This window comes from Clavibacter michiganensis (assembly GCF_016907085.1).
Taxonomy (GTDB): Bacteria; Actinomycetota; Actinomycetes; order Actinomycetales; family Microbacteriaceae; genus Clavibacter; species Clavibacter michiganensis_O.
Map to the genome: position 1 here is coordinate 545,179 of NZ_JAFBBJ010000001.1, position 24,101 is coordinate 569,279.

Below are 24,101 nucleotides of genomic sequence, written 5' to 3' on the forward strand. Positions count from 1 at the left end.
TACGGCGCGGCCGTACCGACCGGTTGAGGAGTGCACCAGAGATGGTGGAGAGAGACGAGAACACCGGCAGGAGGCGACCCAGCCTCTTCGAGCGGCTCACGGGCCGCCGCGCCGAGACGACCGCGGCGACGGGGACCGGCGGCACGCCCGCCGTCCCCGCGTCCGCGACCCCCGAGGCGAGCGGCCCGCCCGCCGCCTCCGAAGCGAAGGGCCACACCCTGAACGAGAACGACGACACCCGATCCACGCCCGACGAGACGGAGGCGCCGGTCGTCCGACGCTCCCGCCGCGCGAGCACCTCCGCATCCGCGCCCGCGGCCGCCCAGCCGGACGACGCCAGCGTCGACGCGTCCGCCTCGGCATCCGCTCCCGCTGGCGCCGCCGACGCGCAGGCCCCCGGTGCCGAGCAGCCCGCCGCGCCCGCCGCTCGTGCGCCGCGGAAGCGCGCCCCGCGCAAGGCCGCCGTCGCGGCCGAGCAGGAGGCGGCTGCGGCCGACGCACCCGACACGGAGGCGCCGGCAGCGGAGGCCGCTCCGGCCGCTCCGGCCGTCGAGCCCGTCGCCGAGGAGCCCGCCGCCCCGGCGCGCCCCGTGCCGTCGCTCTCCGTCTTCTTCCAGGCCCCGGACATCGCGCCGCTGCCTCCCCGCCGCGAGCGGGACGACCGTCGCGACGACGCCCGCGACGAGGACGACGACCTCGACCGCGACGAGCGCCCCTCGCGCTCCTCGCGCCGCGGCGGCCGAGGGCAGGACCGCAGCCAGGACCGCGGCGTCAGCCGTGACGGTCGCGGCCGCGACACCCGCGACGACGACCACGACGACGAGGACGACTCCCCGTCGGTCCGCCGCCGCGCGCGCCGTCGCTCCGGCGAGGAAGGCCGCGACGGCGACGACGCGCCCGGCACGGTCGTCAAGGTCCGCACGCCGCGCGAGCCGGAGCTCATCACCGAGCCGCAGCGCATCAAGGGATCCACGCGCCTCGAGGCCAAGAAGCAGCGCCGCCGCGACGGCCGCGACGCCGGACGCCGCCGCCCGGTCCTCACCGAGTCCGAGTACCTGGCGCGCCGCGAGTCCGTCGACCGCAGCATGATCGTCCGCTCGCGCGACGGCAAGATCCAGATCGGCGTGCTCGAGGACCAGGTGCTCGTCGAGCACTACGTCGCCCGCGCCGACGAGGCGTCGCTCATCGGCAACGTGTACCTCGGCCGCGTCCAGAACGTGCTGCCCAGCATGGAGGCCGCCTTCATCGACATCGGCCGCGGCCGCAACGCCGTGCTCTACTCCGGCGAGGTCGACTGGGACGCCGCCAACGCCGACAAGGGGCCGGGCAACCACGCGCGCCGCATCGAGGTGGCGCTGAAGCCCGGCGACCGCGTGCTCGTCCAGGTCACCAAGGACCCGGTCGGCCACAAGGGCGCCCGCCTCACGAGCCAGGTGAGCCTCCCCGGCCGCTACCTCGTGTACGTGCCCAACGGATCGATGAACGGCATCAGCCGCAAGCTGCCCGACACCGAGCGAGCCCGCCTCAAGAAGACCCTCAAGGAGGTGCTGCCCGAGAACGTGGGCGTGATCGTCCGCACCGCAGCCGAGGGCGCGACCGAGGAGCAGCTGAAGCTCGACGTCGAGCGCCTCACGTCGCAGTGGGCCGAGATCAGCCGCCAGGTCGAGAAGGCGCAGGCGCCCGCGCTCCTGCACTCCGAGCCGGACCTGCTGCTGAAGATCATCCGCGACGTCTTCAACGAGGACTTCCGCGAGCTCGTGATCGACGGCGGCGACGCCCAGGAGATCATCGAGGGCTACCTGCGCGGCGTGGCGCCGGACCTCATCGACCGGGTGCAGACGTACTCGGGCGAGAAGGACTCCTTCGACCACTACCGCGTCAGCGAGCAGATCGAGAAGGCGCTCGACCGCAAGGTCTGGCTGCCGTCCGGCGGATCCCTCGTCATCGACCGCACCGAGGCCATGACCGTGGTCGACGTCAACACGGGGAAGTTCGTCGGATCCGGCGGCAACCTCGAGGAGACCGTCACCAAGAACAACCTCGAGGCCGCCGAGGAGATCGTCCGCCAGATGCGCCTGCGCGACATCGGCGGCATCATCGTCGTCGACTTCATCGACATGGTGCTCGAGTCCAACCGCGACCTCGTGCTCCGCCGCCTGGTGGAGTGCCTGAGCCGCGACCGGACCAAGCACCAGGTCGCCGAGGTCACCTCGCTCGGGCTCGTGCAGATGACCCGCAAGAAGCTCGGCCTCGGGCTGCTCGAGTCGTTCTCGGAGAACTGCGAGACGTGCGCCGGGCGGGGGATCATCATCCACCACGACCCGCTCATGGCCCACAAGCAGACGCCGCAGGAGCCCGTGCAGGGCCAGGGCCGCCGTCGCGGCGGCAAGGGCCAGCAGGACCACGGCACCGGCGGCGGCAACGGCAACGGGGGCAACGGCGGAGGTCGCGGCAACGGCGGCGGCCAGGCGCAGCAGCAGCGCACGCCCGCGGCCAGCACACACAGCATCACGGACGACGCGCGCTCCGCCCTCGCCAAAATCGCCACGAGCACCATCCAGACGGTGAACGAGGCCATCGACCGGGTCGAGGACGTCGTGCGCACGCCGGACGAGAGCGCCGATGCCGCGCCGCCGGCCGAGGCGGCTCCCGCCGAGGAGCAGCCGCGCGGCGACCGCCCGCGTCGGAGCCGCGGGGGCCGGGGGCGCGCGTCGTCCGCGACCGCCGAGCCGGCGACGCCGACGCCCGTCGACGAGGCGCCGTCCGCTCCCGCCGAGGACCCGACGCCGGCCGACGCTCCCGTGGAGGAGCCCGCCCTGTCGACGCTCGAGCCGCGCGAGGCCATCCGCCTGGAACCCGTGCAGATCCTCGACATCCCGGTCGCGAGCACCCGCACGGCTCCGCGCCGCGTGAGCTCGGCCGACGCGGAGCAGCTCCTCGGCTCCGTGCTCGACGCGCTGCCGCAGCCCAAGGAGCCCGGCCAGGGGCGTTCGCGCAGCCGTCGGGTCTCGACGCAGACGCTGACGACGCCGGCCCCGGCCGACGACGCGAGCTGACCCACGGGCCGCCTGCGAGGCGGCTGCACGACGGAGGGCCCGGAGCGCATGCTCCGGGCCCTCCGTCGTCCCCTCGACCGATCCTGACGTCAGGATCGAGGCGCGCGCCGCTCCCGCTGGGTGACCCGCAGCCCGCTCGCCTGCAGCCGGCGCACCAGGTCGCGGTTCGAGACCGGCTCGGCGCCGCGCGCCACCAGCTCCGCGTGCCGCTCCTCGGGCACGTCGTAGTGGTCGCGATCGAAGGCGCGCTCCGGGATCCCGGCCGCGCGGGCGAAGGCATGCAGCTCCTCGAGCGAGGCGTCGCTCACGAGGTGCGCCCACAGACGCCCGTGCGCCGGCCAGGCCGGTCGGTCGAGGAGCACGCTCATCCTGCGAGCTTAGGCAGGCGGGGCCGCGTCGGCGGTCCGAGGGATCGGGGGGACACCCGCGACGCGCCCGGCGCGCATGCGCCGGGACGGGGATCCTCTCGCGTATGATCGACCGAGGACGCCGGGGGTCCGGAGTTTGACCCCTGTCCGGCGTTCCGGTAACGTGAGTCGCTGGCATGCGCCGATCCCCAGAGATCGTGCGCCTGCGGCAGACTTCCTCCAATGATTCGGGCCACAGGGCGTCAAGTCCCCAGTGAGTCAAGCCCGCGAGAGAAAACAGGTACGGAAAAGTGGTTTACGCAGTTGTGCGCGCCGGCGGTCGGCAGGAGAAGGTCGAGGTCGGGACCATCGTGACGATGGACCGGGTCAAGAACCAGCAGAGCGGCAAGGTCGTGCTCCCCGCGGTCCTGCTCGTCGACGGCGACACCATCACCACGGACGCCGCCAAGCTCGCCGACGTCACCGTCAGCGCCGAGATCCTGAACGACCTCCGCGGTCCCAAGATCGTCATCCAGAAGTTCAAGAACAAGACCGGGTACAAGAAGCGCCAGGGGCACCGCCAGGACCTCACGCGCGTCCAGGTCACCGAGATCAACTAGCACCGAGACCGCAGGGAGATACAGATGGCACACAAGAAGGGCGCGAGCTCTACCCGCAACGGCCGTGACTCGAACGCCCAGCGCCTCGGCGTGAAGCGCTTCGGCGGCCAGGTCGTCGGCGCCGGCGAGATCATCGTCCGCCAGCGCGGCACGCACTTCCACCCCGGCGTCAACGTCGGCCGTGGCGGCGACGACACGCTGTTCGCCCTCTCCGCCGGCTCGGTGGAGTTCGGCGTCAAGGGCGGCCGCAAGGTCGTCAACATCGTCGTCCCGGCCTAGTCCAGGCCGACAGCACGGACCCTGCAGCGGCACTGCCGCGCAGCACATCAAGGGCGGGCCTCCTCGGCCCGCCCTTGCGTGCGTTCCGCGGGGAACACCCCTAGAAGAAACGAGCACAGCCATGGCGACATTCGTCGACACCGTGACCCTCCACCTGCGGGCGGGAAACGGCGGCAACGGCTGCGTCTCGGTCCGCCGCGAGAAGTTCAAGCCCCTCGCGGGACCCGACGGCGGCAACGGCGGCAACGGCGGGGACATCGTCCTCGTCGCGGACCCCCAGGTCACCACGCTGCTGGCCTACCACCGCGGGCCGCACCGCTCCTCCCGCAACGGCGGACCGGGCATGGGCGACCACCGCCACGGCACGCTCGGCGAGGCGCTCGAGCTCCCCGTCCCCGTCGGCACCGTCGTCAAGGACGTCGACGGCAACGAGCTCGCGGACATGGCCACGCCCGGCATGCGCTACGTGGCCGCCGAGGCCGGCCAGGGCGGGCTCGGCAACGCGTCGCTCGCCACCACCAAGCGCAAGGCCCCGGGCTTCGCGCTGCTCGGCACGCGCGGCTACGAGGGCGATGTCGTCCTCGAGCTGAAGGTCGTCGCCGATGTCGCGCTCGTGGGCTACCCGTCCGCGGGCAAGTCGAGCCTCGTCGCAGCCATCTCGGCCGCGAAGCCGAAGATCGCCGACTACCCCTTCACCACGCTGCACCCGAACCTCGGTGTCGTCGAGGTCGCGGACTCGCGCTACACGGTCGCCGACGTCCCCGGCCTCATCGAGGGCGCGAGCGAGGGCAAGGGCCTGGGCCTCGAGTTCCTCCGCCACGTCGAGCGCTGCTCGGCCCTCCTGCACGTGCTCGACTGCGCGACGCTGGATCCCGGACGCGACCCCATCTCCGACCTCGACATCATCCTCACGGAGCTCGCCGCGTACCCCGTGCCCGACGGCCAGGTGCCGCTGCTCGAGCGCCCGCAGCTCATCGCGCTCAACAAGATCGACGTCCCCGAGGCCCGGGAGCTCGCGGAGCTGGTGCGTCCGGAGCTCGAGGCCCGCGGCTACCGCGTCTTCGACATCTCCACGGTCAGCCACGACGGCCTGCGCCAGCTGTCCTTCGCCCTCGCCGAGCTGGTCGAGGACGCCCGGACGAAGGCCGCCGAGGAGCCCGAGGCCCCGCGCATCGTGCTGCGTCCGCGCGCCGTGAACGAGAAGCCGTTCACCATCCGCGTCGACGGCGGCAGCTACGGCGACATCTACCGCGTCATCGGCACCAAGCCCGAGCGCTGGGTGCAGCAGACCGACTTCACCAACGACGAGGCCGTCGGCTACCTCGCCGACCGCCTCGCCAAGCTCGGCGTCGAGGACGGCCTGTTCAAGGCCGGCGCGGTGGCCGGATCCAGCGTCGTCATCGGCGAGGGCGACGGCATCGTCTTCGACTGGGAGCCCACCCTCACGTCCACCGCGGAGCTCATCACGAGCCCCCGCGGCGCCGACGCCCGCGTCGACCCCATCCGCCGCCGCACCAACCAGGCGCGCCGCGAGGACTACTTCGCCCGCATGGACGCCAAGGCCGACGCCCGCGCCGAGCTCGTGCGCGAGGGCGAGGCCGGCCTCTGGGCGGACGAGGACGGGACGGACGAGGACGCGTCCTCGGACGCGAAGGCCTAGCGGGTGGGCACGGCCTCGCGCGCGGGCATCGCGTCCGCGCGGCGCATCGTCGTGAAGGTCGGCTCGTCCTCCATCAGCGGGGAGAACGCCGGGCAGATCGCGCCCCTCGTCGACGCCATCGCGTCCGTGCACGCGCGTGGGGCCGAGATCGTGCTCGTCTCCTCCGGCGCCATCGCGACGGGGATGCCGTTCCTCCGCCTCGACGACCGCCCGGCCGATCTCGCCACGCAGCAGGCCGCCGCCGCGGTGGGTCAGAGCGTGCTGATCTTCCGCTACCAGGAGAGCCTCGACCGCTACGGCATCGTCGCGGGCCAGGTGCTCCTCACGGCAGGCGACCTCGCCGCCCCCGACCACCGGGAGAACGCGCAGCGCGCGATGGAGCGCCTGCTGGGTCTCCGGCTGCTCCCGATCGTCAACGAGAACGACACCGTGGCCACGCACGAGATCCGCTTCGGCGACAACGACCGGCTCGCCGCGCTCGTCGCCCGGCTGGTGGACGCGGACCTCCTCCTCCTCCTCTCGGACGTGGACGCGCTCTACACGCGGCCGCCGGAGGAGCCGGGAGCCCGGCGCATCGAGCACGTGGCGTTCGGCGACGAGCTGGATGGCGTCGAGATCGGCAGCACGGGAACGGGCGTGGGCACCGGGGGAGCGGTGACCAAGGTCGCCGCCGCGCGCCTCGCCGCCGAGGCCGGAACCGGGGTCCTCCTCACGTCGACCGCGCAGGTCGCCGAGGCCCTCGCGGGTGCCCATGTCGGCACGTGGTTCGCGCCCCGCGGCTGAGCGATCCGCCTGCCCTCGCTCGCGGGCGGCAGGCGCCTGGCTAGGCTGCCGTGCATGCCCTCGAACGTCCCCGGCGCCCCCGACGCCGTGCCCGCGACCCCGACCATCACCGCCGACGCGATCCCGGCCGAGCCGCCCACGGACGACGCGCTCGAGCGGATCCTCGTGGCCGCACGGGCGGCGTCCACGGACCTCGCCGCCACCACCTCCGGCCGCCGCGACGCCGCGCTCGACGCCATCGCGGCCGCCCTCGTCTCCGCCGCCGACCGCATCGTCGCCGCCAACGCCGAGGACCTCGCCGCGGGCCGGTCGGCCGGACTCGCGACGGGCCTCCTCGACCGGCTGACGCTCGACGCCCGGCGCGTGGCGGCCCTGGCTGACGCCGTCGCCGGGATCCGTTCTCTCGACGACCCGCTCGGCCACGTCGTCCGCGGCCGCACGCTGCCGAACGGCCTGCTGCTCTCGCAGGTGCGCGTGCCGTTCGGCGTCGTCGGCGCGATCTACGAAGCCCGCCCCAACGTCACGGTCGACATCGCGGCGCTCGCCCTGAAGAGCGGCAACGCCGTCGTGCTGCGCGGGGGATCCGCCGCCCTCCGCACCAACGCCGTCCTCGTCGACGTCATGCGCGGCGCCCTCGCGCGCGCCGGCCTCCCCGCGGACGCGGTGCAGACGGTCGACGCGCACGGCCGCGCGGGCGCAGCCCGGCTCATGCGGGCGCGCGGCCTCGTCGACGTGCTGGTGCCGCGCGGATCCGCCGAGCTCATCCGCACCGTGGTGGAGGAGTCGACCGTTCCCGTCATCGAGACCGGGGCCGGCGTCGTCCACGTCTACCTCGACGCCTCCGCCGACGCGCGCATGGCCGTCGACATCGCCGTCGACGCCAAGGTCAGCCGGCCCAGCGTGTGCAACGCGATGGAGACGCTGCTGGTCCACCGCGACGCGGCACCGCGCATCCTCGCCTCCGTGCTCGACGCCCTCCGCGACCGCGGCGTCAGCGTGCACGGCGACGCCGCCGTCCTCGAGCTGTGGCCCGATGCCGTCCCCGCCACCGACGCGGACTGGGCGGCCGAGTACCTCTCGCTCGACGTGGCGGTGCGCGTCGTCGACTCCGTCGAGGACGCGGTCTCGCACATCGCGCGCTGGTCGACGCACCACACCGAGTCCATCGTCACGTCCGACCTCGCCGTGGCGGAGCGCTTCCTCGCCGCCGTGGACTCGGCCGTCGTGATGGTCAACGCGTCCACGCGCTTCACCGACGGATCCGAGTTCGGCTTCGGCGCGGAGGTCGGCATCTCCACGCAGAAGCTGCACGCGCGCGGTCCGATGGGCCTCGAGGAGCTCACCAGCACCAAGTGGATCGTCCGGGGCAGCGGACAGGTGCGCGGCTGACGGCACGCCCGGCCGCGGGTGCGCCCCGTGCGGGGGCCCGCCGGTAGGATGGCAGGCGCCGCCTCCGCTCGACGGGGCGTGCCACGAACGGAGATCCCATGCACGCGCTGACCACCACCATCCTCGCCGAGACCGAGCACGCCATGGAGCTCGCCGCTCCGCTCTGGGTGTTCCCGGCCGTCGCGGCGGTCGTGTTCGTCGCGCTCGGGGTGGTCATGTTCAGCTTCCGCGACGTGAGCAACCGCCACTCGGAGAAGTGGGGCAAGCCCCCCGTCGCCGAGCAGGGCCACGGCACCGCCGACTCGACGCACTGAGCGCGAGCACCCTCCAGATGACGACACCCGCGACCCCGCGCCTCCGCATCGGGGTCATGGGCGGCACGTTCGACCCCATCCACAACGGCCACCTCGTCGCCGCGAGCGAGGTGCAGCAGCACCTCCAGCTCGACGAGGTGATCTTCGTCCCCACCGGGCAGCCGTGGCAGAAGCAGACGGTCACGGACGGCGAGCACCGCTACCTGATGACCGTGATCGCGACCGCGGCCAACCCGCGCTTCACCGTGAGCCGCGTCGACATCGACCGCGCGGGCACCACGTACACGATCGACACCCTCCGCGACATCCGGCGCACGCACCCGGACGCGGAGCTGTTCTTCATCACCGGCGCGGACGCGATCCAGCAGATCCTCGGCTGGAAGGACGTCGCCGAGCTGTGGGACCTCGCGCACTTCGTCGCCGTCACCCGCCCCGGCCACGACCTCACCGAGAGCGGCCTCCCGCACGCCGACGTAAGATTGCTGGAGGTCCCGGCGCTGGCGATCTCCTCGACCGACTGCCGGGCCCGTGTCGGACGGGGCTTCCCCGTGTGGTACCTCGTCCCCGACGGAGTCGTCCAGTACATCTCCAAGCACCACCTGTATCGGAGCCCGCAATGACCCCCTCCCACGACGCGCCCGACACCGGGCCCACCTCGTTCGACGACGGTCCCGCTCCCGCGACCCTCGGGCTGAGCCGCCGCGAGATGCGCGCCGCCGAGCGCGCCCGTGCGCTGGCGCTCGGCATCGACGAGGCGGACGACGCCCCGGTCGAGGATTCGGCGCCTGTCGAGGAGCCGTCCGCGACGTCTGCTCCGGCCGCCCCCTCGGACGACCAGCCCGAGGCCTCCGGCTCGACCGGCGCCGACGGATCCGACGCCCGGCCCGACGAGTCCACGACTCCGCAGCCCGCCCCGCTCACCGCTCCCGGCGTGGGCCCCGACACCTCGGCCATCCTGCTGTCCGGCGGCGTGCTGACCCGGCGCCAGCTGCGCGCCATCCGCGAGGCCGAGGAGGCCGCGCGCCAGCAGCGCGGCTCCGAGCACGAGGACGCCGACGCGACGCCGTCAGGATCCGAGACGGGCCCGACCTCGACGACCGGCGCGCCCGCGGCCGTCGACGACGCGCCCCCGACGTCCTCGGAGACCTCCGTCCCGCCGTACGCGCGCTACGGCAGCGGATCCCGCGCGACGCCGCGACCGCGTGCGCCGTACGGCAGCGCGTACCGGCGCTCCGCCGTCGCGGACGCGACGGAGCCCCCTGTGCCCGCCGCGGAGGACGGCGCGCAGGTGGTGGCGTCGGACGAGGCGTCCGGCACGACCGCGGACCGCACGGCGACCTCGGCCGAGACGCCGTCGGCGTGGCCCTTCGCGCCGATCGTCCCCTCGGGCGACGCCGCCGGTCGGGACGTGGACGCCTCGGGCGAGCAGCCGACCGTCCCGCCCCTCGCGGCCCACGCCCCCAGCCAGGAGGAGGACCCGCGTCCCGCGCCCTCCCTCGAGACCACCCCGTGGATCACGGCGGCCGCCGAGCAGCCGCTCGAGCCGGCGTTCGGCACGCGGGCGTCCAGCGCCGTCGAGGACGTCCCGGGCGATGCGACCGACGCCTCGCCCGCGACGGACGCGGACGCACCCGAGACCGCGGATGCCCCCACGTCGTACACCCCGCCTGCGGGCCACTGGTCCCTGCAGGACCAGGTCGACGAGGACCAGCCCCACACGGGCAACCACTTCATCCTCCCGACCGTGCCGCATGTCAACGACATGCAGCAGGCGCTCAACAGCACGGGCGAGATCATCATCACCGGCTCCATCGACCTGCCGCGCAGCCTCGGCTCCATGGGCACGCACCCGGACCGCTTCGACACGGCCGACATGGACCGCATCCTCGAGCAGGGCGACGACCACGATCACGCGCCGGGCGGCACCGACTCGGAGCCCGTGCGGGCCAGCCGTGCCGTCAGCACCCACACCTCGACGCGCGCCGTCGTGCAGCCGCCGCCCCGCAAGCGCTTCACGGCGCCGGTCGTCGCGGCCGTCGCGGCCGGGGGAGTCGCCGTCATCGGCGCCGGACTCGTCATCGTCGCGTTCATGACGAATGTATTCTGATCGTCTGATGCCCCATCCCACCCGTCCCGGAAGGACTCTGTGACCGCTTCTCCCCGCGCCCTCGACCTACTCAAGGTCGCCGCATCCGCTGCCGACTCCAAGCAGGCCATCGACCTGGTCGCGCTCGACGTCTCCGGGCCCCTGCCCCTCACCGACGTCTTCCTGATCGCCTCGGCCCGCAACGAGCGGAACGCGCAGGCGGTCGCCGACGAGATCGAGGACAAGATGATCGAGGCGGGCGCCAAGCCGCTCCGCCGCGAGGGGAAGAGCGAGGGACGCTGGATCCTTCTCGACTTCGGCGACGTCGTCGCCCACGTCTTCACCGAGGAGGACCGCATGTACTACTCGCTGGAGCGCCTCTGGAAGGACTGCCCCGTCGTCGCCCTCGAGATCGAGCCGACGGCCTCCGCATCCTGATCCGATCCTCCCGGGCAGCGACGCCCGGCACTCGCGAGGAGCTCCCCGCATGAAGTGCCCCAACGACTCCGCCACCCTCGTGATGAGCGAGCGCGCCGGGGTGGAGATCGACTACTGCCCGGACTGCCGCGGCGTGTGGTTGGACCGCGGCGAGCTCGACAAGATCCTCGACCGCGCGGAGCAGGAGATGCGCGCCGCGCCGGCGGCCGCATCGCCCGTGCCGCCCGCAGCGCCGCTCGGCGGGTATCCGGGTCCTGGTCGCGACGACCGCCGTCGGGATGACGACCGCCGCGGTGACGACCGCCGCCGCGACGACGACCGCGATCGCGGCTACGGCATCCCCGCGGACGGCTACGGCGACCGCAGAGGGCAGGGCTACCCCAGCGCGGGCGGATACGGGAGCGGCGACGGATACGGCGGCAAGCGCCGCAAGAAGGAGAGCTGGCTCAGCGAGCTCTTCGACTGAGCGGTCCCGCCGGCCGGCCGCCCATGAGGATGCCCTGGTCATGGGGCGGTCGGAATGTGTAGTAATGTAGACGAGTCGCTTCCGCAGGGAAGCGGATCACGGGTCTGTGGCGCAGTTGGTAGCGCACCTGCATGGCATGCAGGGGGTCAGGGGTTCGAATCCCCTCAGATCCACCCTCGAGCCCCGCTCCTCCTCACGGAGGCGCGGGGCTCTTCCCGTCTCCGGCTCTGCTCTCCTCGTCTCCGACGCGGCGTCGGTCCCCGATCGGGGGACTGTCCTCCACTTGGAGGACCGGCGTACCGTAGATCAGGTCATCGACCCCTGGAGCTCCACAATGTCGCACGCCACCCTGCACCGGACGCACACCACCGACCCGCACCGCACGTCGGTGGTCGGTTCCGCGGTGCTGGGCTTCCTGTCCGCGTTCGTGGTCGGGGCGGCCGTCATCGTGACGCTCCTCATCACCTCCTTCGCGCAGGGCACCGAGGGCTACCCCGGGCTCGACGTGCCGGGCGTCGTCGACACCCGGATCGACCACGGCAGCGTCGTGACGCAGATCGGCCCGGGCGGGTTCCTCTTCCCGCTGGCCGCCGGCATCCTCGTCGGCCTGATCGTCGCGGTGGTCGTCTACGCGCGTCAGCGCCACGTCGAGGACTGAGCCCGACCGACCCGGATCCCGCGCGCGCGTAGGGTCGAGGGGATGCCTCGCCACACCGCCGCCCGCTCGAGTCGGCGCCGCGCGTCGGCCTCTCGCTCCCGTCTCCGTGGAGCAGCCCTCGCCAGCGCGGCGACCGCCCTGCTCCTGATCGCGACCGGCTGCACCGCACCGGACGTCGTCCTGCCTACCGCTCCCGCCGCCCCGCTCCGGGTGGTCTCCCTCGGCGACTCCTACTCCACGGGCACGGGACCGGCCCAGCCGCTGCCCGGGGATCCGGGGGTGTGCGGGCGCACCGTGGCGTCCTCGGTGCGGGTCGCCGCGGCCGACGTCGGCGCGGACCTCGTCGACGCGGCCTGCGACGGCGCCAGCACGGGCGATCTCGCCGCTCCGAGGGAACGCGGCGGACAGACCGTGCCCGCGCAGCTCGACGCGCTGGCCGATGGTGCCGACGTCGTCCTCGTGCGCCTCGGGGGCAACGACCTCGGCTTCCCGGCGCTCGTCGGCGGGTGCCTCGCGCGCGATCCGGCGGGACCCGTGGCGGCCGGGCCGACGACGTGCGTGGACGCGCTCGCGCCCGCGGGCGGGACCGACGCCGTCCGCGCCCGCATCGAGGGGGAGGTGGCGCCGCGTCTCGGCGAGGCGTTCGCCCGGATCCGCGCGGCGGCGCCCGACGCCCGCATCGTCGCGGTCGGCTACCTCACCGTGCTGGGCGACCCCGACGCGCTGCCCGCGGAGGGCTGCCTGCGGGCCACGGCATCGTCCGCGGTGAACGGCCAGGTGCTCCTCGCCGACCGGGACGCGGCGTGGCTGGCGGGGATCCAGCGCGAGCTCGACGGGGCGATCGCCCGGGCGGCAGCCGACGCGGGTGCCCGTTTCGTGGACCAGGAGACGCCGACCGCCGCGCACGGTGCGTGCGCGGGGGATGCGGGCGACCCGTACGTGGCGGGGCTCGGCGGCAGCGCGGGGGATGTGCCCCTGCACCCGAACGCGGCGGGACTGGCGTGGGAGTCCGGTGTCCTGGCGGGCGTGCTGCGCGAGGAGCAGGCAGCGCTCGGCCGCTGATCCCCGCCGCCGTGCAGGCGGGCCGCCCGTGACCATGTGGGATCTTGTGGTTTCGTGTTGCTTCTCCTGCGGATCAGGGCTACAGTGCGAGGACGCGAGGCGCCAGTGCCCCACGGAGTCGAAGGAGACCGCCCATGTACGCCGAAGAGCGCCAGGACAGGGTGGTCGCCCTCCTCGAGAGCACCGGCCGCGTCGCGGTCCTCGGCCTGGCGCGCGACTTCGACGTGACGACCGAGACGGTCCGCCGCGACCTCGCCCAGCTCGAGAGCCGCGGCGTCCTCCGCCGCGTGCACGGCGGCGCCGTCCTCGCGGATCGGTCCACCCGCGCCGAGGAGAGCCTCGACACCCGGGGTTCCCGCAACACGGCGGCCAAGGCGCGCATCGCCGACGCGGCCATGGGGTTCCTGCCGACGAGCTTCGCGGGATCCATCGCGCTCGACGCCGGCACCACCACGGGGCTCGTCGCGGAGCGCGTCGCCGCCTGGCGGCCGGACGTCGCCGGCCGCACGCTCGTCGTCGTCACGCACTCCATGTCCATCGCGCAGACCGTGACCCGGAATCCCGCGGTCGAGGTGCAGCTCCTCGGCGGACGCGTCCGCGGCATCACGAGCGCGGCCGTCGGCCCCGCCACCCTCGGCCAGCTCGCGCGGCTGCGACCCGACATCGCGTTCATCGGCGCGAACGGGATCCACGCCGAGTTCGGCCTCAGCACCCCCGACGAAGAGGAGGCGGCCGTGAAGACCGCGTTGACCCGAGGATCCCGACGTGCCGTGGCGCTCGTCGACGCGTCGAAGGCGGGGGAGGAGGCGCTCGTCGGCTTCGCGGCCCTCAACGACCTCGACGCGCTCGTGACCGACGCCGCGCCCGACGGCCCGCTGGCAGACGCGCTGGCCGCCGCGGAGGTGGAGGTGATGGTCGCGTGATCCTCACCCTCACCGCCAACCCGAGCCTCGACCGCACCATCGACCTCGCCGGAGCACTCGCGCGCGGAGCCGTGCAGCGCGCCCGCGGCGTCGCCGAGCAGCCGGGCGGCAAGGGCGTCAACGTCTCGCGTGCGCTCATCGCCTCCGGCCTCGAGACCCTCGCCCTGCTGCCCGGCCGGCTCGACGACCCCATGCTCGTGGCGCTGGCCGCCGAAGGGATCCCGCTCGACCAGCTGGACATCGACGGCCGCGTCCGGCAGAACGTCACGCTCACCGAGCCGGACGGCACCACCACCAAGGTCAACGAGCCGGGTCCGGTCCTCTCCGCCGCCGAGGCGGACGCGCTGGTGGCGCTCGTGATCCGCCACGCGCGCCGGGCGAGCTGGCTCGTGCTGGCGGGATCCCTGCCGCCCGGCCTCGACGACGACTTCGCCGCCCGCGTGGTGCAGGCCGTCCGTGCCGAGCTCGGCGACGCGGCGCCGCGCATCGCCGTCGACTCGTCGGGCGCGCCCATGGCCGCGCTCGTCGCGTCCGGCGCCGTCGTGGACCTCGTCAAGCCCAACGCCGAGGAGCTCGCCGAGCTCGTCGGCCTCCCGGACCCGGATGCGCTCGAGGCCGACCCCCGGCTGGCCCACGACGCATCCCGTTCCCTCGTCTCCCGCGGCTGCCGCGCGGTCCTCGCGACCCTCGGCGCGCGGGGGGCCGTCCTCACCACGGCGGAGGGCGGGTGGCTCGCCACCATGCCCCCGATCGTGCCGGTGAGCACCGTGGGCGCGGGCGACTCGTCGCTCGCGGGCTACCTGCTCGCCGACCACCGCGGGGCCGGACCCGAGGGGCGGCTCGCGCAGGCCGTCGCCCACGGATCCGCCGCCGCGTCCCTGCCCGGCAGCACCATGCCGTCCCCCGAACAGACCCGACCGGACAGCGTCACCGTCCAGCCGCTCCTCCCGATCGCCGCCGATCGCTGACCCGCCCCACCTGGAGAAGAACATGCCATCGCTCATCACGAACCGCCTCGTGCTCCTCGACGCCGACCTCGGCGCCGACCGCGAGCACGCCGTCCGCACGCTGGCCGAGCGCGTCGTCGCCGAGGGCCGCGCCACCGACGCCGACGCCCTCTTCGCCGACGCGTGGGAGCGCGAGTCGAAGACCGACACCGGCATGGGCGGCGGCCTCGCCATCCCACACTGCCGCTCCGCCGCGGTCACCGAGGCCACGCTCGTCATGGCGCGACCGAAGCCCGCCGTCGACTTCGGCGCGCCCGACGGCCCCGCCGACCTCGTGTTCTTCATCGCCGCGCCCGACGGCGCCGACCAGGAGCACCTCGTCCTGCTGTCGCGACTCGCCCGGTCGCTCATCAAGCCGGAGTTTGTCGAGGCGCTGCGCACCGCCACGGACGAGGACCAGGTCGTCTCGCTCGTGGAGGGCGCGCTCGTGGACGAGCCCGCCTCCTCGACGGGTGCCCCGGCCGCGGCTCCCGCGGCGTCGGCGTCCGCTCCGGCCGCCGCCCCCGCGGACGCGCCCGTGCTCATCGCCGTCACCGCGTGCCCCACCGGGATCGCGCACACCTACATGGCGGCCGACTCGCTCGTCGCCGCGGCCAAGCGCGCGGGCGTCGAGCTGCACGTCGAGACCCAGGGATCCTCCTCGGTCACGCCCGTCGACCCCGCGATCATCGCGCGGGCCACGGCCGTGATCTTCGCGGTCGACGTGGACGTGCGCGACCGCGCCCGCTTCGCCGGCAAGCCCGTCATCCAGTCGCCCGTCAAGCGCGGCATCGACCAGCCCGACCAGATGGTCGCCGAGGCCGTCGCCGCCGCGAAGGACCCGAGCGCCGCGCGCGTGCCGGGCGGCGCGTCGTCGTCCGCCGGATCCGAGCAGGCCTCCCCGCAGGCGTCGCAGTCGGTGGGCGCGCGCCTCAAGCGCTGGCTGCTCACGGGCGTCAGCTACATGATCCCCTTCGTCGCGGGCGGCGGTCTCCTGATCGCGCTCGGCTTCCTGCTCGGCGGCTACCGGATCACCGAGACGGCCTCCGACGTCGTGCTGCAGAACTCGCTCGCGAACCTGCCCGCGGGCGGCCTCGGTCAGTACCTCGGCGCCGTCGCGTTCGTCATCGGCAACGCGTCGATGGCGTTCCTCGTGCCCGCGCTGGCCGGCTACATCGCCTACGCCATCGCCGACCGGCCGGGCATCGCGCCCGGGTTCGTCGCGGGATCCATCTCCGTGATCATGGGCGCCGGCTTCCTCGGCGGCCTCGTGGGCGGCCTCCTCGCCGGTGGCATCGCCTACGCGATCGGCCGCATCGACGTGCCGCGCTGGCTGCGGGGCCTCATGCCCGTCGTGATCATCCCGCTGCTGGCCTCGATCGTCGCCTCCGGACTCATGATCATGGTGCTCGGTGGCCCCATCGCGGCGCTCACGCGCGGCCTCAACGACTTCCTGTCGGGCCTCACCGGCGCGTCCGCGATCCTGCTCGGTGTCATCCTCGGCGTGATGATGTGCATCGACCTCGGCGGCCCCATCAACAAGGTCGCCTACTCGTTCGCGGTCGCCGGCCTCGGCGCCGGATCCATCACCGACCAGACGCCGTGGGAGATCATGGCCGCGGTCATGGCCGCCGGCATGGTGCCGCCGCTCGCCCTCGCGCTCGCCTCCACCGTCATCGACCGCCGCCTGTTCAGCCCGGCGGAGCGCGAGAACGGCAAGGCCGCGTGGCTCCTCGGCGCCGCGTTCATCTCCGAGGGCGCCATCCCGTTCGCCGCGGTCGACCCGCTGCGCGTCATCCCCGCGAGCATCGTGGGCGGCGGCGTCACGGGCGCCATGATCATGGGCCTGCAGGTCGTCTCCCAGGCGCCCCACGGCGGCGTGTTCGTGCTGTTCGCCATGAACGGCACGTTCCTCGGGTTCCTCGCCTCCGTCGCCGTCGGCACGGTCGTGACGGCCTTCCTCGTGGTGCTCCTCAAGCGCTTCACGACGAAGCGCCCCGAGGCCGTCGCCTCCGCGCCCGTCGACCAGGGCGTCCCCGTCGCGGCCTGATCCCGTCGACGCCTGATCCCGCCCGCCCCATCCGCACCACCAGAAGGAGAACGTCCATGACCGAGCGCACCGCCACCATCGGCAGCCGCGTGGGCCTGCACGCCCGACCCGCATCCCTGTTCATCGAGGCCGTGCGCCGCACGGGCGTGCCGGTGAAGATCAGCAAGCCGGGCGGCACGCCGCTCGACGCGACGAGCATCCTGTCGCTCATGAGCCTCGGCGCCGCGAACGGCGACCAGGTCGTGCTCACGGCCGAGGGCGACGGCGCGGACGCCGCGCTCGACGAGCTGGCGGCGCTGCTCGAGAGCGACCTCGACGCCGTCGAGTAGCACCGCCACGACGAGAGGCCCGGACACCGCGATGCGGGTCCGGGCCTCTCGTCGTGTCAGGCGGCGTGCGACGTCACCACTCGGCGACGCGGTAGTCCTTGAGGAAGACGCCTGAGATGTCCTCGCCGGCCTGGCCCATGACGATGGGGTCGTACACGCGCGCGGCGCCGTCGACGAGGTCGAGCGGGGCGTGGAAGCCCTCCTCCGCGAGGCGGACCTTGGTGGGGTGCGGGCGCTCGTCGGTGATCCAGCCGGTGTCGACGCTCGTCATGAGGATGCCGTCGGTCTCGCGCATCTCGCGCGCCGAGGTGCGGGTCATCATGTTGAGCGCGGCCTTCGCCATGTTCGTGTGCGGGTGGCCGGGTCCCTTGTAGGCGCGGGCGAACTGGCCCTCCATGGCGCTCACGTTCACGACGTACTTGCGGCGCGACGCCGACGCGGCCATCGCGGGGCGCAGCCGGCTGACGAGGAGGAACGGGGCCGTGACGTTGGCGAGCTGCACCTCGAGCATCTCGAGCGGATCCACCTCGTGCACCACCTGGGTCCAGCTGTTCGCGTCGTGCAGGTCGGGCACGAGGCCGCCCGCGTCGATGGCGGTGCCGGCGGCGAGGCGCGCGAGCGAGGAGGAGCCGGCCGTCATGGCGAGCTCGGTGACCTCGGCGGCCGTGATCCCGGTCGCGGTCGAGAGGATGGGGTGCGCCGCGACCGACGCGGCGAGGGCAGCCGGGTGCGCGTCGGCCGTGTGCCCGAAGGTGAGGAGCTCGGGGAGGTCGCCGTCGGGCAGCGGTGCCGCCTCCGCCTCGGACAGCGGGGCGTACGAGCCGGGGGAGCGGCGCACGGTCTGCGCGGCGTTGTTGATGAGGATGTCGAGGGGACCCGCGGCCGCCACCGCGTCGGTGAGGCCGATGACCTGCGCCGGGTCGCGGAGGTCGAGGCCCACGATGCGCAGGCGGTGCACCCACTCGTGCGCGTCCGGCAGGCCGGCGAAGCGGCGCACGGCGTCGCGCGGGAAGCGCGTGGTGATGGTGGTGTGCGCGCCGTCGCGGAGGAGCCGCAGCGCGATGTGCATGCCGATCTTGGCGCGGCCTCCCGTGAGGAGCGCCCGCATGCCCGTCAGGTCGGTGCGGGCCTCGCGCTTCGCGTGGTTGAGGAGCGCGCAGTCCGGGCAGAGCTGGTGGTAGAACGCGTCGACCTGCGTGTAGTGCTGCTTGCAGATGTAGCAGGGACGCGAGCGGAGGAGCGTGCCCGCGGTCGGCTTCGCGGTCGTGATGGCCAGCGGGATCCCGCGGGTCTCGTCGTCGATGCGGTCGGGCGCGCCCGTGGCGGTGGCGGCCACGACGGCGCGGTCGGCGCTCGCGACGGCCTCGCGCTTCTCGAGCCGGCGGGCCTTCTTCACCTGCTTGAACATGGAGGCGGTGGCGCGGCGGACGGCGACGAAGTCGGGGTGCTCCTCGTCGATGTCGGCGAGCGAGCCGAGGACGCGGAGGGCGGTCGCGAGGTCGTCCGGGTCGATGGCCGATCCGGGCGAGGCGGCGGACGGCGAGGGGGTGACGGGATCCGCGGGGTGGGCGGGGTCGTCGGGCAGGGCGTCGGAGGGCACAGGAGATGATACCCGGGCCGTCGGCCGCACCCTGCGGTGGGAGGTCGACGGCCGGGCGCTACATCGTGGTGGCGAAGCCGACCGCGGCGGCGATGACCGCCCAGAGCGCGATCGTGACGACGACGAGGGCGATGACCCCGGTGCGGCGATCGCGCCAGCGCGCCCGCTCCGCCTCGGGGTCGACGGGGACGGACTCGGGGGCAGGCACCCCGGCAGTCGCATCCTCCGCGCGGGTCGACTGCGCATCGGTCGCGGTGGGCGGCGCCGCGGACGGGTCGAGCGGGGCGCGGTCGGGACGCGGGTCGAGCGGGAGGGACGGCATCCGGCGACCGTACGCGCTGGCGCCCGGCGCTCCCTGCTGCCTGTGGAGAACTCCGCGGCGGGATGCGTGGGGGAGGATGGACGCATCATGTCCGACACCGCCCTCGCCCCCACGCTCACCGAGGAGGCGGCCCGGCTGGCCGTGGACGGGGCGACCGACGACGCGATCTACGACGCGTTCGCCGAGTGGGCGCTGGCGCAGGGGATCGAGCTGTACCCGGCGCAGGACGAGGCGGCGCTGGAGATCGCCTCGGGCGCGAACCTCATCCTCTCGACGCCGACCGGCACGGGGAAGTCGCTCGTCGCGGTCGCCGCGCACTTCGCGGCGCTCGCCCGCGGGCGTCGCTCGTACTACACGGCGCCGATCAAGGCGCTCGTCTCCGAGAAGTTCTTCGCGCTCGTGGAGCTGTTCGGCGCCGCGCAGGTGGGGATGGTCACGGGCGACTCCTCCGTGAACCCGGACGCGCCCATCATCTGCTGCACCGCGGAGATCCTCGCCAACCGGTCGCTCCGCGGCGGCGCGGACACGCCCGTCGACCAGGTGGTGATGGACGAGTTCCACTTCTACGCGGATCCGCAGCGCGGCTGGGCGTGGCAGGTGCCGCTCCTGCTCCTGCCGCACGCGCAGTTCGTGCTCATGTCGGCGACGCTCGGCGACGTGACGGACCTCGCGGACGACCTCACCCGCCGCACGGGCCGGCCGACGGCGCGCATCACGGGCATCGAGCGTCCCGTGCCGCTGTTCTTCCACTACGCCGTGACGCCCGTGCAGGAGACCGTCGAGGAGCTGCTCGACACCAAGCAGGCGCCCGTCTACATCGTCCACTTCGCGCAGGCCGCGGCCCTCGAGCGGGCGCAGGCGCTCTCGAGCATCAAGATCGTGACGCGCGAGCAGCGGGACGAGATCGCGGACATCATCGGTGCCTTCCGCTTCAGCACGGCGTTCGGCAAGACGCTGTCGCGGCTCGTGCGCGCGGGCATCGGCGTGCACCACGCGGGGATGCTGCCGAAGTACCGGCGCCTCGTCGAGCAGCTCGCGCAGCAGGGTCTCCTCCGGGTGATCTGCGGCACCGACACGCTCGGCGTCGGGATCAACGTCCCCATCCGCACGGTGCTCTTCACGGGACTCACCAAGTACGACGGCACGCGGATGCGGCAGCTCAACGCGCGCGAGTTCCACCAGATCGCGGGACGCGCGGGCCGCGCCGGCTACGACACCGCAGGGACCGTGGTCGCGCAGGCGCCCGAGCACGAGACCGAGAACATCAAGATGATCGAGCGCGCGGGCGACGACGTGAAGAAGCGCCGCAAGCTCGTGCGCAAGAAGGCGCCGGAGGGCTTCGTCTCCTGGGGCGAGCCGAGCTTCAGCAAGCTCATCGACGCGGAGCCCGAGCGGCTGACGTCGAGCATGCAGGTGAGCCACGCGATGATGCTCAACGTCATCGCGCGCGGCGGCGACGTGTTCCGGAACATGCGGGCGCTCGTCGAGGACAACCACGAGCCGCGCATCCGCCAGCGCGCGCTGGCCCGTCGTGCCCTCGCCATCTACCGGACGCTGCGGACGGCGGGCATCGTCGAGCAGGTGGACGACCCCGACGGCGGGCCCACGCGGATCACGCTGACGGTCGACCTGCAGGCCGACTTCGCGCTCAACCAGCCGCTGTCGCCGTTCGCCGTCGCCGTGTTCGAGATCCTCGACCGGGAGTCGCCCACCTACGCGCTCGACATGGTGAGCGTGGTGGAGGCGACCCTCGACGACCCGCGGCCGATCCTCTCCCAGCAGCAGTTCAAGGCCCGGGGCGAAGCCGTGCAGGCGATGAAGGCCGACGGCATCGAGTACGAGCAGCGCATGGAGCTGCTGGAGGAGATCACCCACCCGAAGCCGCTCGAGGAGCTGCTCGACCAGTCGTTCGCGACCTACAGCGCGAGCCAGCCGTGGATCGGCGACTTCGCGCTCAGCCCCAAGTCGGTGGTGCGCGACATGTACGAACGGGCGATGAGCTTCAGCGAGCTGATCTCCTTCTACGGCCTCATGCGGTCCGAGGGCCTCGTGCTCCGCTACCTCTCCGACGCGTTCCGGGCGCTGCGCCAGACGATCCCCGACGAGGCCAAGACCGAGGAGCTGCTCGACGTGATCGAGTGGCTGGGCGAGCTCGTGCGCCAGGTCGACTCGAGCCTCCTCGACGAGTGGGAGGAGCTGTCGCACCCGACGGCCGCCCCGGGCGACGCTCCCGTGCTGCCGCCCGCGCCGAAGCTGCTCACGTCGAACACGCGCGCGTTCCGGATCCTCGTGCGCAACGAGCTGTTCCGCCGCGTGCAGCTCGCGGCCCGCGAGGACCTGCAGGCGCTCGGCGAGCTCGACGGCGCCGCCGGCTTCGACGCCGACGCATGGGGTGACGCGCTGGACGGCTACTTCGGCGAGTACGACCGGATCCTCACCGACGGCGACGCCCGCAGCCAGGCGCTCGTCACGATCGAGGAGGGGTCGACCGCGTGGACCGTGCGGCAGGCGCTGCACGATCCCGAGGGCGACCACGACTGGGGCATCGAGGCGACCGTCGACCTCGATGCGTCGAACGAGGCCGGCGAGGCCGTCGTGCGCGTGACCCGCGTGGGCACCCTCTCGTGACCCCGGTGCCGCGCCTTCCGGACCTCGCCGGGCGCACGATCCTCGTCACGGGCGCGAACGGCGGCATCGGGTTCTGGACGTCCGCGCAGCTCGCCGAAGCGGGCGCCCGCGTGCTGCTGGCCTGCCGCTCCGCGGAGCGCGGGGACGCGGCCGCCCACGCGATCGCGGCACGCGTCCCGGGAGCCGACGTCGACGTCGTGCCCCTCGACCTGGCGAGCCTCGCGAGCGTGGACGCGTGCGTCGCGGCCGTCCGCGAGGACCTCGACGCGATCGTGGCCAACGCCGGCATCACGCCCGCGGGCGGCCGCGCGCGCCACCGCCGGACGACCCTCGACGGCTTCGAGGAGATGATGGGGACCAACGCGCTCGGGCACTTCGCGCTCGTGGCCCGGCTCGCGCCGCGGCTGCGGTCCGGCGGACGCGTCGTGATGCTCGGATCCCTCGCGCACCGCTTCTCGCCGCTCGACCTCGGCGACCTCGCCGGCGAGCGGCGCATGCCGGCGCTCGTGCGGTACGGCCGGTCGAAGACGGCCGTGATGATGCTCGCCGCCGAGCTCGACCGGCGCTGGCGGGCCGCGGGATCCGACCGCGTCGCGCTCTCCGCGCACCCCGGCTACGCGGTGGACGCGCTGACGCCGCCGCAGGATCCGGCCGCCCCGCCGCGTGGGATCGCCGCCGCGCGCCGACGGGTCGCGGCGGCCGGGCGCGTGCTCGTGCAGGGCAAGGACGCGGGCGCGTGGCCGGTGGCGCACGCGGCGGCGGCCGACGGGATCACGGGCGGCGCCTTCTGGGGACCCGGCGGGCCGCTCGAGCTTCGGGGTGCTCCCGCTCCCGCGTTCGTCGCCGAGCACGCGCGGTCGCGCGCCGTCGCCGAGCAGCTGTGGGCGGCCGCCGAGGACGCGACGGGGATCCGCTTCCAGCCCTGACGCCCGCCCGGGGACGGGCTCAGTCGCGCGGCGTCCCGAGAACGTCGTCGAGCGCGTCGCGGAACGCGGCGGTCTCCTCGGGGGTGCCGACGGAGACGCGGAGCCAGCCCTCGGGTCCGGTCTCGCGGATGAGGACGCCGCGGTCGAGCAGCCCCTGCCACACGGCGTGCCGGTCCGGGAACCGGCCGAAGAGCACGAAGTTGGCGTCCGAGGGCGCGACCTCGAAGCCGCGCCCCCGCAGCCACTCGACGAGCCCGTCGCGTTCCTCACGGAGCGACGCGACCTGCGCGAGCAGCACCCCGCTGTGACGCAGGGCGGCGGTCGCGCTCACCTGCGTGATCCGCGACAGGTGGTACGGCAGGCGCACGATGCGGAGCGCGTCGACGATCGCGGGGGAGGCCGCCATGTACCCGAGCCGGCCACCCGCGAACGCGAACGCCTTGCTCATGGTGCGCGACACGATCAGCCGCGGGTGGTCGGGCAGCAGCGAGATCGCCGTCGGGACGCCCTCGCGCCGGAACTCCGCGTACGCCTCGTCGATCACCACGACGCCGGGCGCGACGGAGAGCACGTGCTCGATCTCGGGGATCGTCAGGGCGGTGCCCGTGGGGTTGTTCGGCGAGGTGAGGAACACGACGCTCGGCTGGTGCTGCTCCACGAGCGCCGTGACGTTCGCGAGATCCAGCGTGAAGTCCTCCTGGCGGCGGCCGGAGACCCAGCGCGTGAGCGTGTTGCGCGCGTACTCCGGGTACATCGCGTAGTGCGGGGCGAACGAGAGCGCGACGCGGTCGGTGCCGCCGAAGGCCTGGAGCACCTGCTGCAGCACCTCGTTGGATCCGTTCGCCGCCCACACGTTCTCGGGCCCGAGCTGGAGCCCGCTGTCGGCCGTGAGGTAGTCAGCGAGCTCGGTGCGGAGCTCGAGGAACTCGCGGTCCGGGTAGCGGTTGAGCCCGCGCGCGGCCTCGAGCACGGCCTCGCTCACGGCGACCGCGACCGCCTCGGGCAGCGGGTACGGGTTCTCGTTCACGTTGAGGAGCACCGGCACGTCGAGCTGCGGTGCTCCGTAGGGCTCCTCGCCGCGGATCCCGTCGCGGAGGGGCAGGTCGGCGAGGGTGGTCTCGGACCAGGCGGGGCTCATGGGTCTCCTCGGGAGTCGTCGGGCCTCCATCCTCCCATCGG

At 73.8% G+C, this 24,101-nt stretch carries 23 protein-coding genes and 1 tRNA gene; 20 read left to right on the forward strand and 4 right to left on the reverse strand.

Annotated features, from left to right (window positions below):
- The first annotated feature begins 41 nt into the window (after positions 1-41).
- Positions 42-3,056, forward strand: coding sequence for an Rne/Rng family ribonuclease (locus tag JOE38_RS02470; protein ID WP_204574710.1), 3,015 nt, complete (start codon positions 42-44; stop codon positions 3,054-3,056).
- An 89-nt stretch (positions 3,057-3,145) separates the two neighbouring features.
- On the opposite strand, the gene JOE38_RS02475 is transcribed toward JOE38_RS02470, so the two are convergent.
- Positions 3,146-3,424 carry a DUF4031 domain-containing protein gene (locus JOE38_RS02475; protein ID WP_204574711.1) on the reverse strand — a complete coding sequence of 93 codons (279 nt, stop codon included), beginning with the start codon at positions 3,422-3,424 and terminating at the stop codon, positions 3,146-3,148.
- A gap of 290 nt (positions 3,425-3,714) precedes the next feature.
- Between JOE38_RS02475 and rplU the strand changes: the two genes are divergently transcribed.
- From rplU to JOE38_RS02560, 17 genes are all read left to right on the forward strand, one after another.
- A complete protein-coding gene (gene rplU / locus JOE38_RS02480; protein ID WP_012038175.1) occupies positions 3,715-4,023 on the forward strand; it encodes a 50S ribosomal protein L21 in 309 nt (102 codons plus the stop codon).
- 24 nt (positions 4,024-4,047) lie between these two features.
- Positions 4,048-4,302 carry a 50S ribosomal protein L27 gene (gene rpmA, locus JOE38_RS02485; protein WP_012299161.1) on the forward strand — a complete coding sequence of 85 codons (255 nt, stop codon included), beginning with the start codon at positions 4,048-4,050 and terminating at the stop codon, positions 4,300-4,302.
- 121 nt (positions 4,303-4,423) lie between these two features.
- On the forward strand, positions 4,424-5,962 hold the full coding sequence (gene obgE / locus JOE38_RS02490; protein ID WP_204574712.1) for a GTPase ObgE: 1,539 nt from the start codon (positions 4,424-4,426) through the stop codon (positions 5,960-5,962).
- Positions 5,963-5,965: 3 nt separating this feature from the next.
- Positions 5,966-6,745, forward strand: coding sequence for a glutamate 5-kinase (proB, locus tag JOE38_RS02495; protein ID WP_204574713.1), 780 nt, complete (start codon positions 5,966-5,968; stop codon positions 6,743-6,745).
- Positions 6,746-6,799: 54 nt separating this feature from the next.
- Entirely contained in the window at positions 6,800-8,134 is a 1,335-nt protein-coding gene (locus JOE38_RS02500; RefSeq protein WP_204574714.1) for a glutamate-5-semialdehyde dehydrogenase, read from the forward strand.
- A 98-nt stretch (positions 8,135-8,232) separates the two neighbouring features.
- A complete protein-coding gene (locus JOE38_RS02505; RefSeq protein ID WP_119402173.1) occupies positions 8,233-8,448 on the forward strand; it encodes a hypothetical protein in 216 nt (71 codons plus the stop codon).
- A 17-nt stretch (positions 8,449-8,465) separates the two neighbouring features.
- Positions 8,466-9,068 (forward strand): nicotinate-nucleotide adenylyltransferase, encoded by a 603-nt coding sequence (nadD, locus tag JOE38_RS02510; RefSeq protein ID WP_015490179.1) that lies wholly within the window; start codon positions 8,466-8,468, stop codon positions 9,066-9,068.
- On the forward strand, positions 9,065-10,555 hold the full coding sequence (locus JOE38_RS02515) for a hypothetical protein (RefSeq protein ID WP_204574715.1): 1,491 nt from the start codon (positions 9,065-9,067) through the stop codon (positions 10,553-10,555). The genes nadD and JOE38_RS02515 overlap by 4 nt, the downstream gene beginning before the upstream one ends.
- 39 nt (positions 10,556-10,594) lie before the next feature.
- A complete protein-coding gene (gene rsfS, locus JOE38_RS02520) occupies positions 10,595-10,972 on the forward strand; it encodes a ribosome silencing factor (protein WP_012299154.1) in 378 nt (125 codons plus the stop codon).
- A gap of 49 nt (positions 10,973-11,021) precedes the next feature.
- On the forward strand, positions 11,022-11,438 hold the full coding sequence (locus tag JOE38_RS02525) for a TFIIB-type zinc ribbon-containing protein (RefSeq protein ID WP_204574716.1): 417 nt from the start codon (positions 11,022-11,024) through the stop codon (positions 11,436-11,438).
- A 100-nt stretch (positions 11,439-11,538) separates the two neighbouring features.
- Positions 11,539-11,611 (forward strand) — tRNA-Ala (locus tag JOE38_RS02530).
- Positions 11,612-11,772: 161 nt separating this feature from the next.
- On the forward strand, positions 11,773-12,096 hold the full coding sequence (locus tag JOE38_RS02535; RefSeq protein ID WP_204574717.1) for a hypothetical protein: 324 nt from the start codon (positions 11,773-11,775) through the stop codon (positions 12,094-12,096).
- 42 nt (positions 12,097-12,138) lie between these two features.
- Entirely contained in the window at positions 12,139-13,158 is a 1,020-nt protein-coding gene (locus JOE38_RS02540; protein WP_204574718.1) for an SGNH/GDSL hydrolase family protein, read from the forward strand.
- 134 nt (positions 13,159-13,292) lie between these two features.
- Positions 13,293-14,081 (forward strand): DeoR/GlpR family DNA-binding transcription regulator, encoded by a 789-nt coding sequence (locus tag JOE38_RS02545; RefSeq protein ID WP_204574719.1) that lies wholly within the window; start codon positions 13,293-13,295, stop codon positions 14,079-14,081.
- Entirely contained in the window at positions 14,078-15,049 is a 972-nt protein-coding gene (locus tag JOE38_RS02550) for a 1-phosphofructokinase family hexose kinase (protein WP_204574720.1), read from the forward strand. Before JOE38_RS02545 ends, JOE38_RS02550 begins: the two co-directional genes overlap by 4 nt.
- Before the next feature lie 22 nt (positions 15,050-15,071).
- The gene (locus JOE38_RS02555; RefSeq protein WP_204574721.1) at positions 15,072-17,117 is read left to right on the forward strand and encodes a PTS fructose transporter subunit IIABC; all 2,046 of its coding nucleotides are present in this window, start codon (positions 15,072-15,074) and stop codon (positions 17,115-17,117) included.
- Between the two features lie 56 nt (positions 17,118-17,173).
- Positions 17,174-17,446 carry an HPr family phosphocarrier protein gene (locus JOE38_RS02560; RefSeq protein ID WP_086514791.1) on the forward strand — a complete coding sequence of 91 codons (273 nt, stop codon included), beginning with the start codon at positions 17,174-17,176 and terminating at the stop codon, positions 17,444-17,446.
- Positions 17,447-17,519: 73 nt separating this feature from the next.
- Here the strand turns inward: JOE38_RS02560 and JOE38_RS02565 are convergent, their stop codons facing one another.
- Positions 17,520-19,046 carry an SDR family oxidoreductase gene (locus JOE38_RS02565; RefSeq protein WP_204574722.1) on the reverse strand — a complete coding sequence of 509 codons (1,527 nt, stop codon included), beginning with the start codon at positions 19,044-19,046 and terminating at the stop codon, positions 17,520-17,522.
- 58 nt (positions 19,047-19,104) lie between these two features.
- Positions 19,105-19,368, reverse strand: coding sequence for a hypothetical protein (locus tag JOE38_RS02570; protein WP_204574723.1), 264 nt, complete (start codon positions 19,366-19,368; stop codon positions 19,105-19,107).
- An 87-nt stretch (positions 19,369-19,455) separates the two neighbouring features.
- Between JOE38_RS02570 and JOE38_RS02575 the strand changes: the two genes are divergently transcribed.
- Complete coding sequence (locus JOE38_RS02575; RefSeq protein WP_204574724.1) at positions 19,456-21,996, forward strand: DEAD/DEAH box helicase; 2,541 nt, start codon at positions 19,456-19,458, stop codon at positions 21,994-21,996.
- A gap of 5 nt (positions 21,997-22,001) precedes the next feature.
- A complete protein-coding gene (locus JOE38_RS02580; RefSeq protein WP_307838824.1) occupies positions 22,002-22,922 on the forward strand; it encodes an SDR family NAD(P)-dependent oxidoreductase in 921 nt (306 codons plus the stop codon).
- A gap of 19 nt (positions 22,923-22,941) precedes the next feature.
- On the opposite strand, the gene JOE38_RS02585 is transcribed toward JOE38_RS02580, so the two are convergent.
- Positions 22,942-24,060: a histidinol-phosphate transaminase gene (locus JOE38_RS02585; RefSeq protein WP_204574726.1), complete on the reverse strand. Its 1,119-nt coding sequence runs from the start codon at positions 24,058-24,060 to the stop codon at positions 22,942-22,944.
- Positions 24,061-24,101: the final 41 nt, after the last annotated feature.

What these genes read in the sequence shown, in the direction of transcription:
- JOE38_RS02500 (WP_204574714.1), top strand. Translation starts at nt 6,800, where the DNA reads ATGCCCTCGAACGTCCCCGGCGCCCCCGACGCCGTGCCCGCGACCCCG.
- nadD (WP_015490179.1), top strand. Translation starts at nt 8,466, where the DNA reads ATGACGACACCCGCGACCCCGCGCCTCCGCATCGGGGTCATGGGCGGC.
- JOE38_RS02545 (WP_204574719.1), top strand. Translation starts at nt 13,293, where the DNA reads ATGTACGCCGAAGAGCGCCAGGACAGGGTGGTCGCCCTCCTCGAGAGC.
- JOE38_RS02515 (WP_204574715.1), top strand. Translation starts at nt 9,065, where the DNA reads ATGACCCCCTCCCACGACGCGCCCGACACCGGGCCCACCTCGTTCGAC.
- JOE38_RS02540 (WP_204574718.1), top strand. Translation starts at nt 12,139, where the DNA reads ATGCCTCGCCACACCGCCGCCCGCTCGAGTCGGCGCCGCGCGTCGGCC.
- JOE38_RS02560 (WP_086514791.1), top strand. Translation starts at nt 17,174, where the DNA reads ATGACCGAGCGCACCGCCACCATCGGCAGCCGCGTGGGCCTGCACGCC.
- JOE38_RS02575 (WP_204574724.1), top strand. Translation starts at nt 19,456, where the DNA reads ATGTCCGACACCGCCCTCGCCCCCACGCTCACCGAGGAGGCGGCCCGG.
- JOE38_RS02475 (WP_204574711.1), bottom strand. Translation starts at nt 3,424, where the DNA reads ATGAGCGTGCTCCTCGACCGACCGGCCTGGCCGGCGCACGGGCGTCTG.
- JOE38_RS02505 (WP_119402173.1), top strand. Translation starts at nt 8,233, where the DNA reads ATGCACGCGCTGACCACCACCATCCTCGCCGAGACCGAGCACGCCATG.
- obgE (WP_204574712.1), top strand. Translation starts at nt 4,424, where the DNA reads ATGGCGACATTCGTCGACACCGTGACCCTCCACCTGCGGGCGGGAAAC.
- JOE38_RS02535 (WP_204574717.1), top strand. Translation starts at nt 11,773, where the DNA reads ATGTCGCACGCCACCCTGCACCGGACGCACACCACCGACCCGCACCGC.
- JOE38_RS02470 (WP_204574710.1), top strand. Translation starts at nt 42, where the DNA reads ATGGTGGAGAGAGACGAGAACACCGGCAGGAGGCGACCCAGCCTCTTC.
- JOE38_RS02525 (WP_204574716.1), top strand. Translation starts at nt 11,022, where the DNA reads ATGAAGTGCCCCAACGACTCCGCCACCCTCGTGATGAGCGAGCGCGCC.
- JOE38_RS02585 (WP_204574726.1), bottom strand. Translation starts at nt 24,060, where the DNA reads ATGAGCCCCGCCTGGTCCGAGACCACCCTCGCCGACCTGCCCCTCCGC.
- JOE38_RS02570 (WP_204574723.1), bottom strand. Translation starts at nt 19,368, where the DNA reads ATGCCGTCCCTCCCGCTCGACCCGCGTCCCGACCGCGCCCCGCTCGAC.
- rpmA (WP_012299161.1), top strand. Translation starts at nt 4,048, where the DNA reads ATGGCACACAAGAAGGGCGCGAGCTCTACCCGCAACGGCCGTGACTCG.
- JOE38_RS02555 (WP_204574721.1), top strand. Translation starts at nt 15,072, where the DNA reads ATGCCATCGCTCATCACGAACCGCCTCGTGCTCCTCGACGCCGACCTC.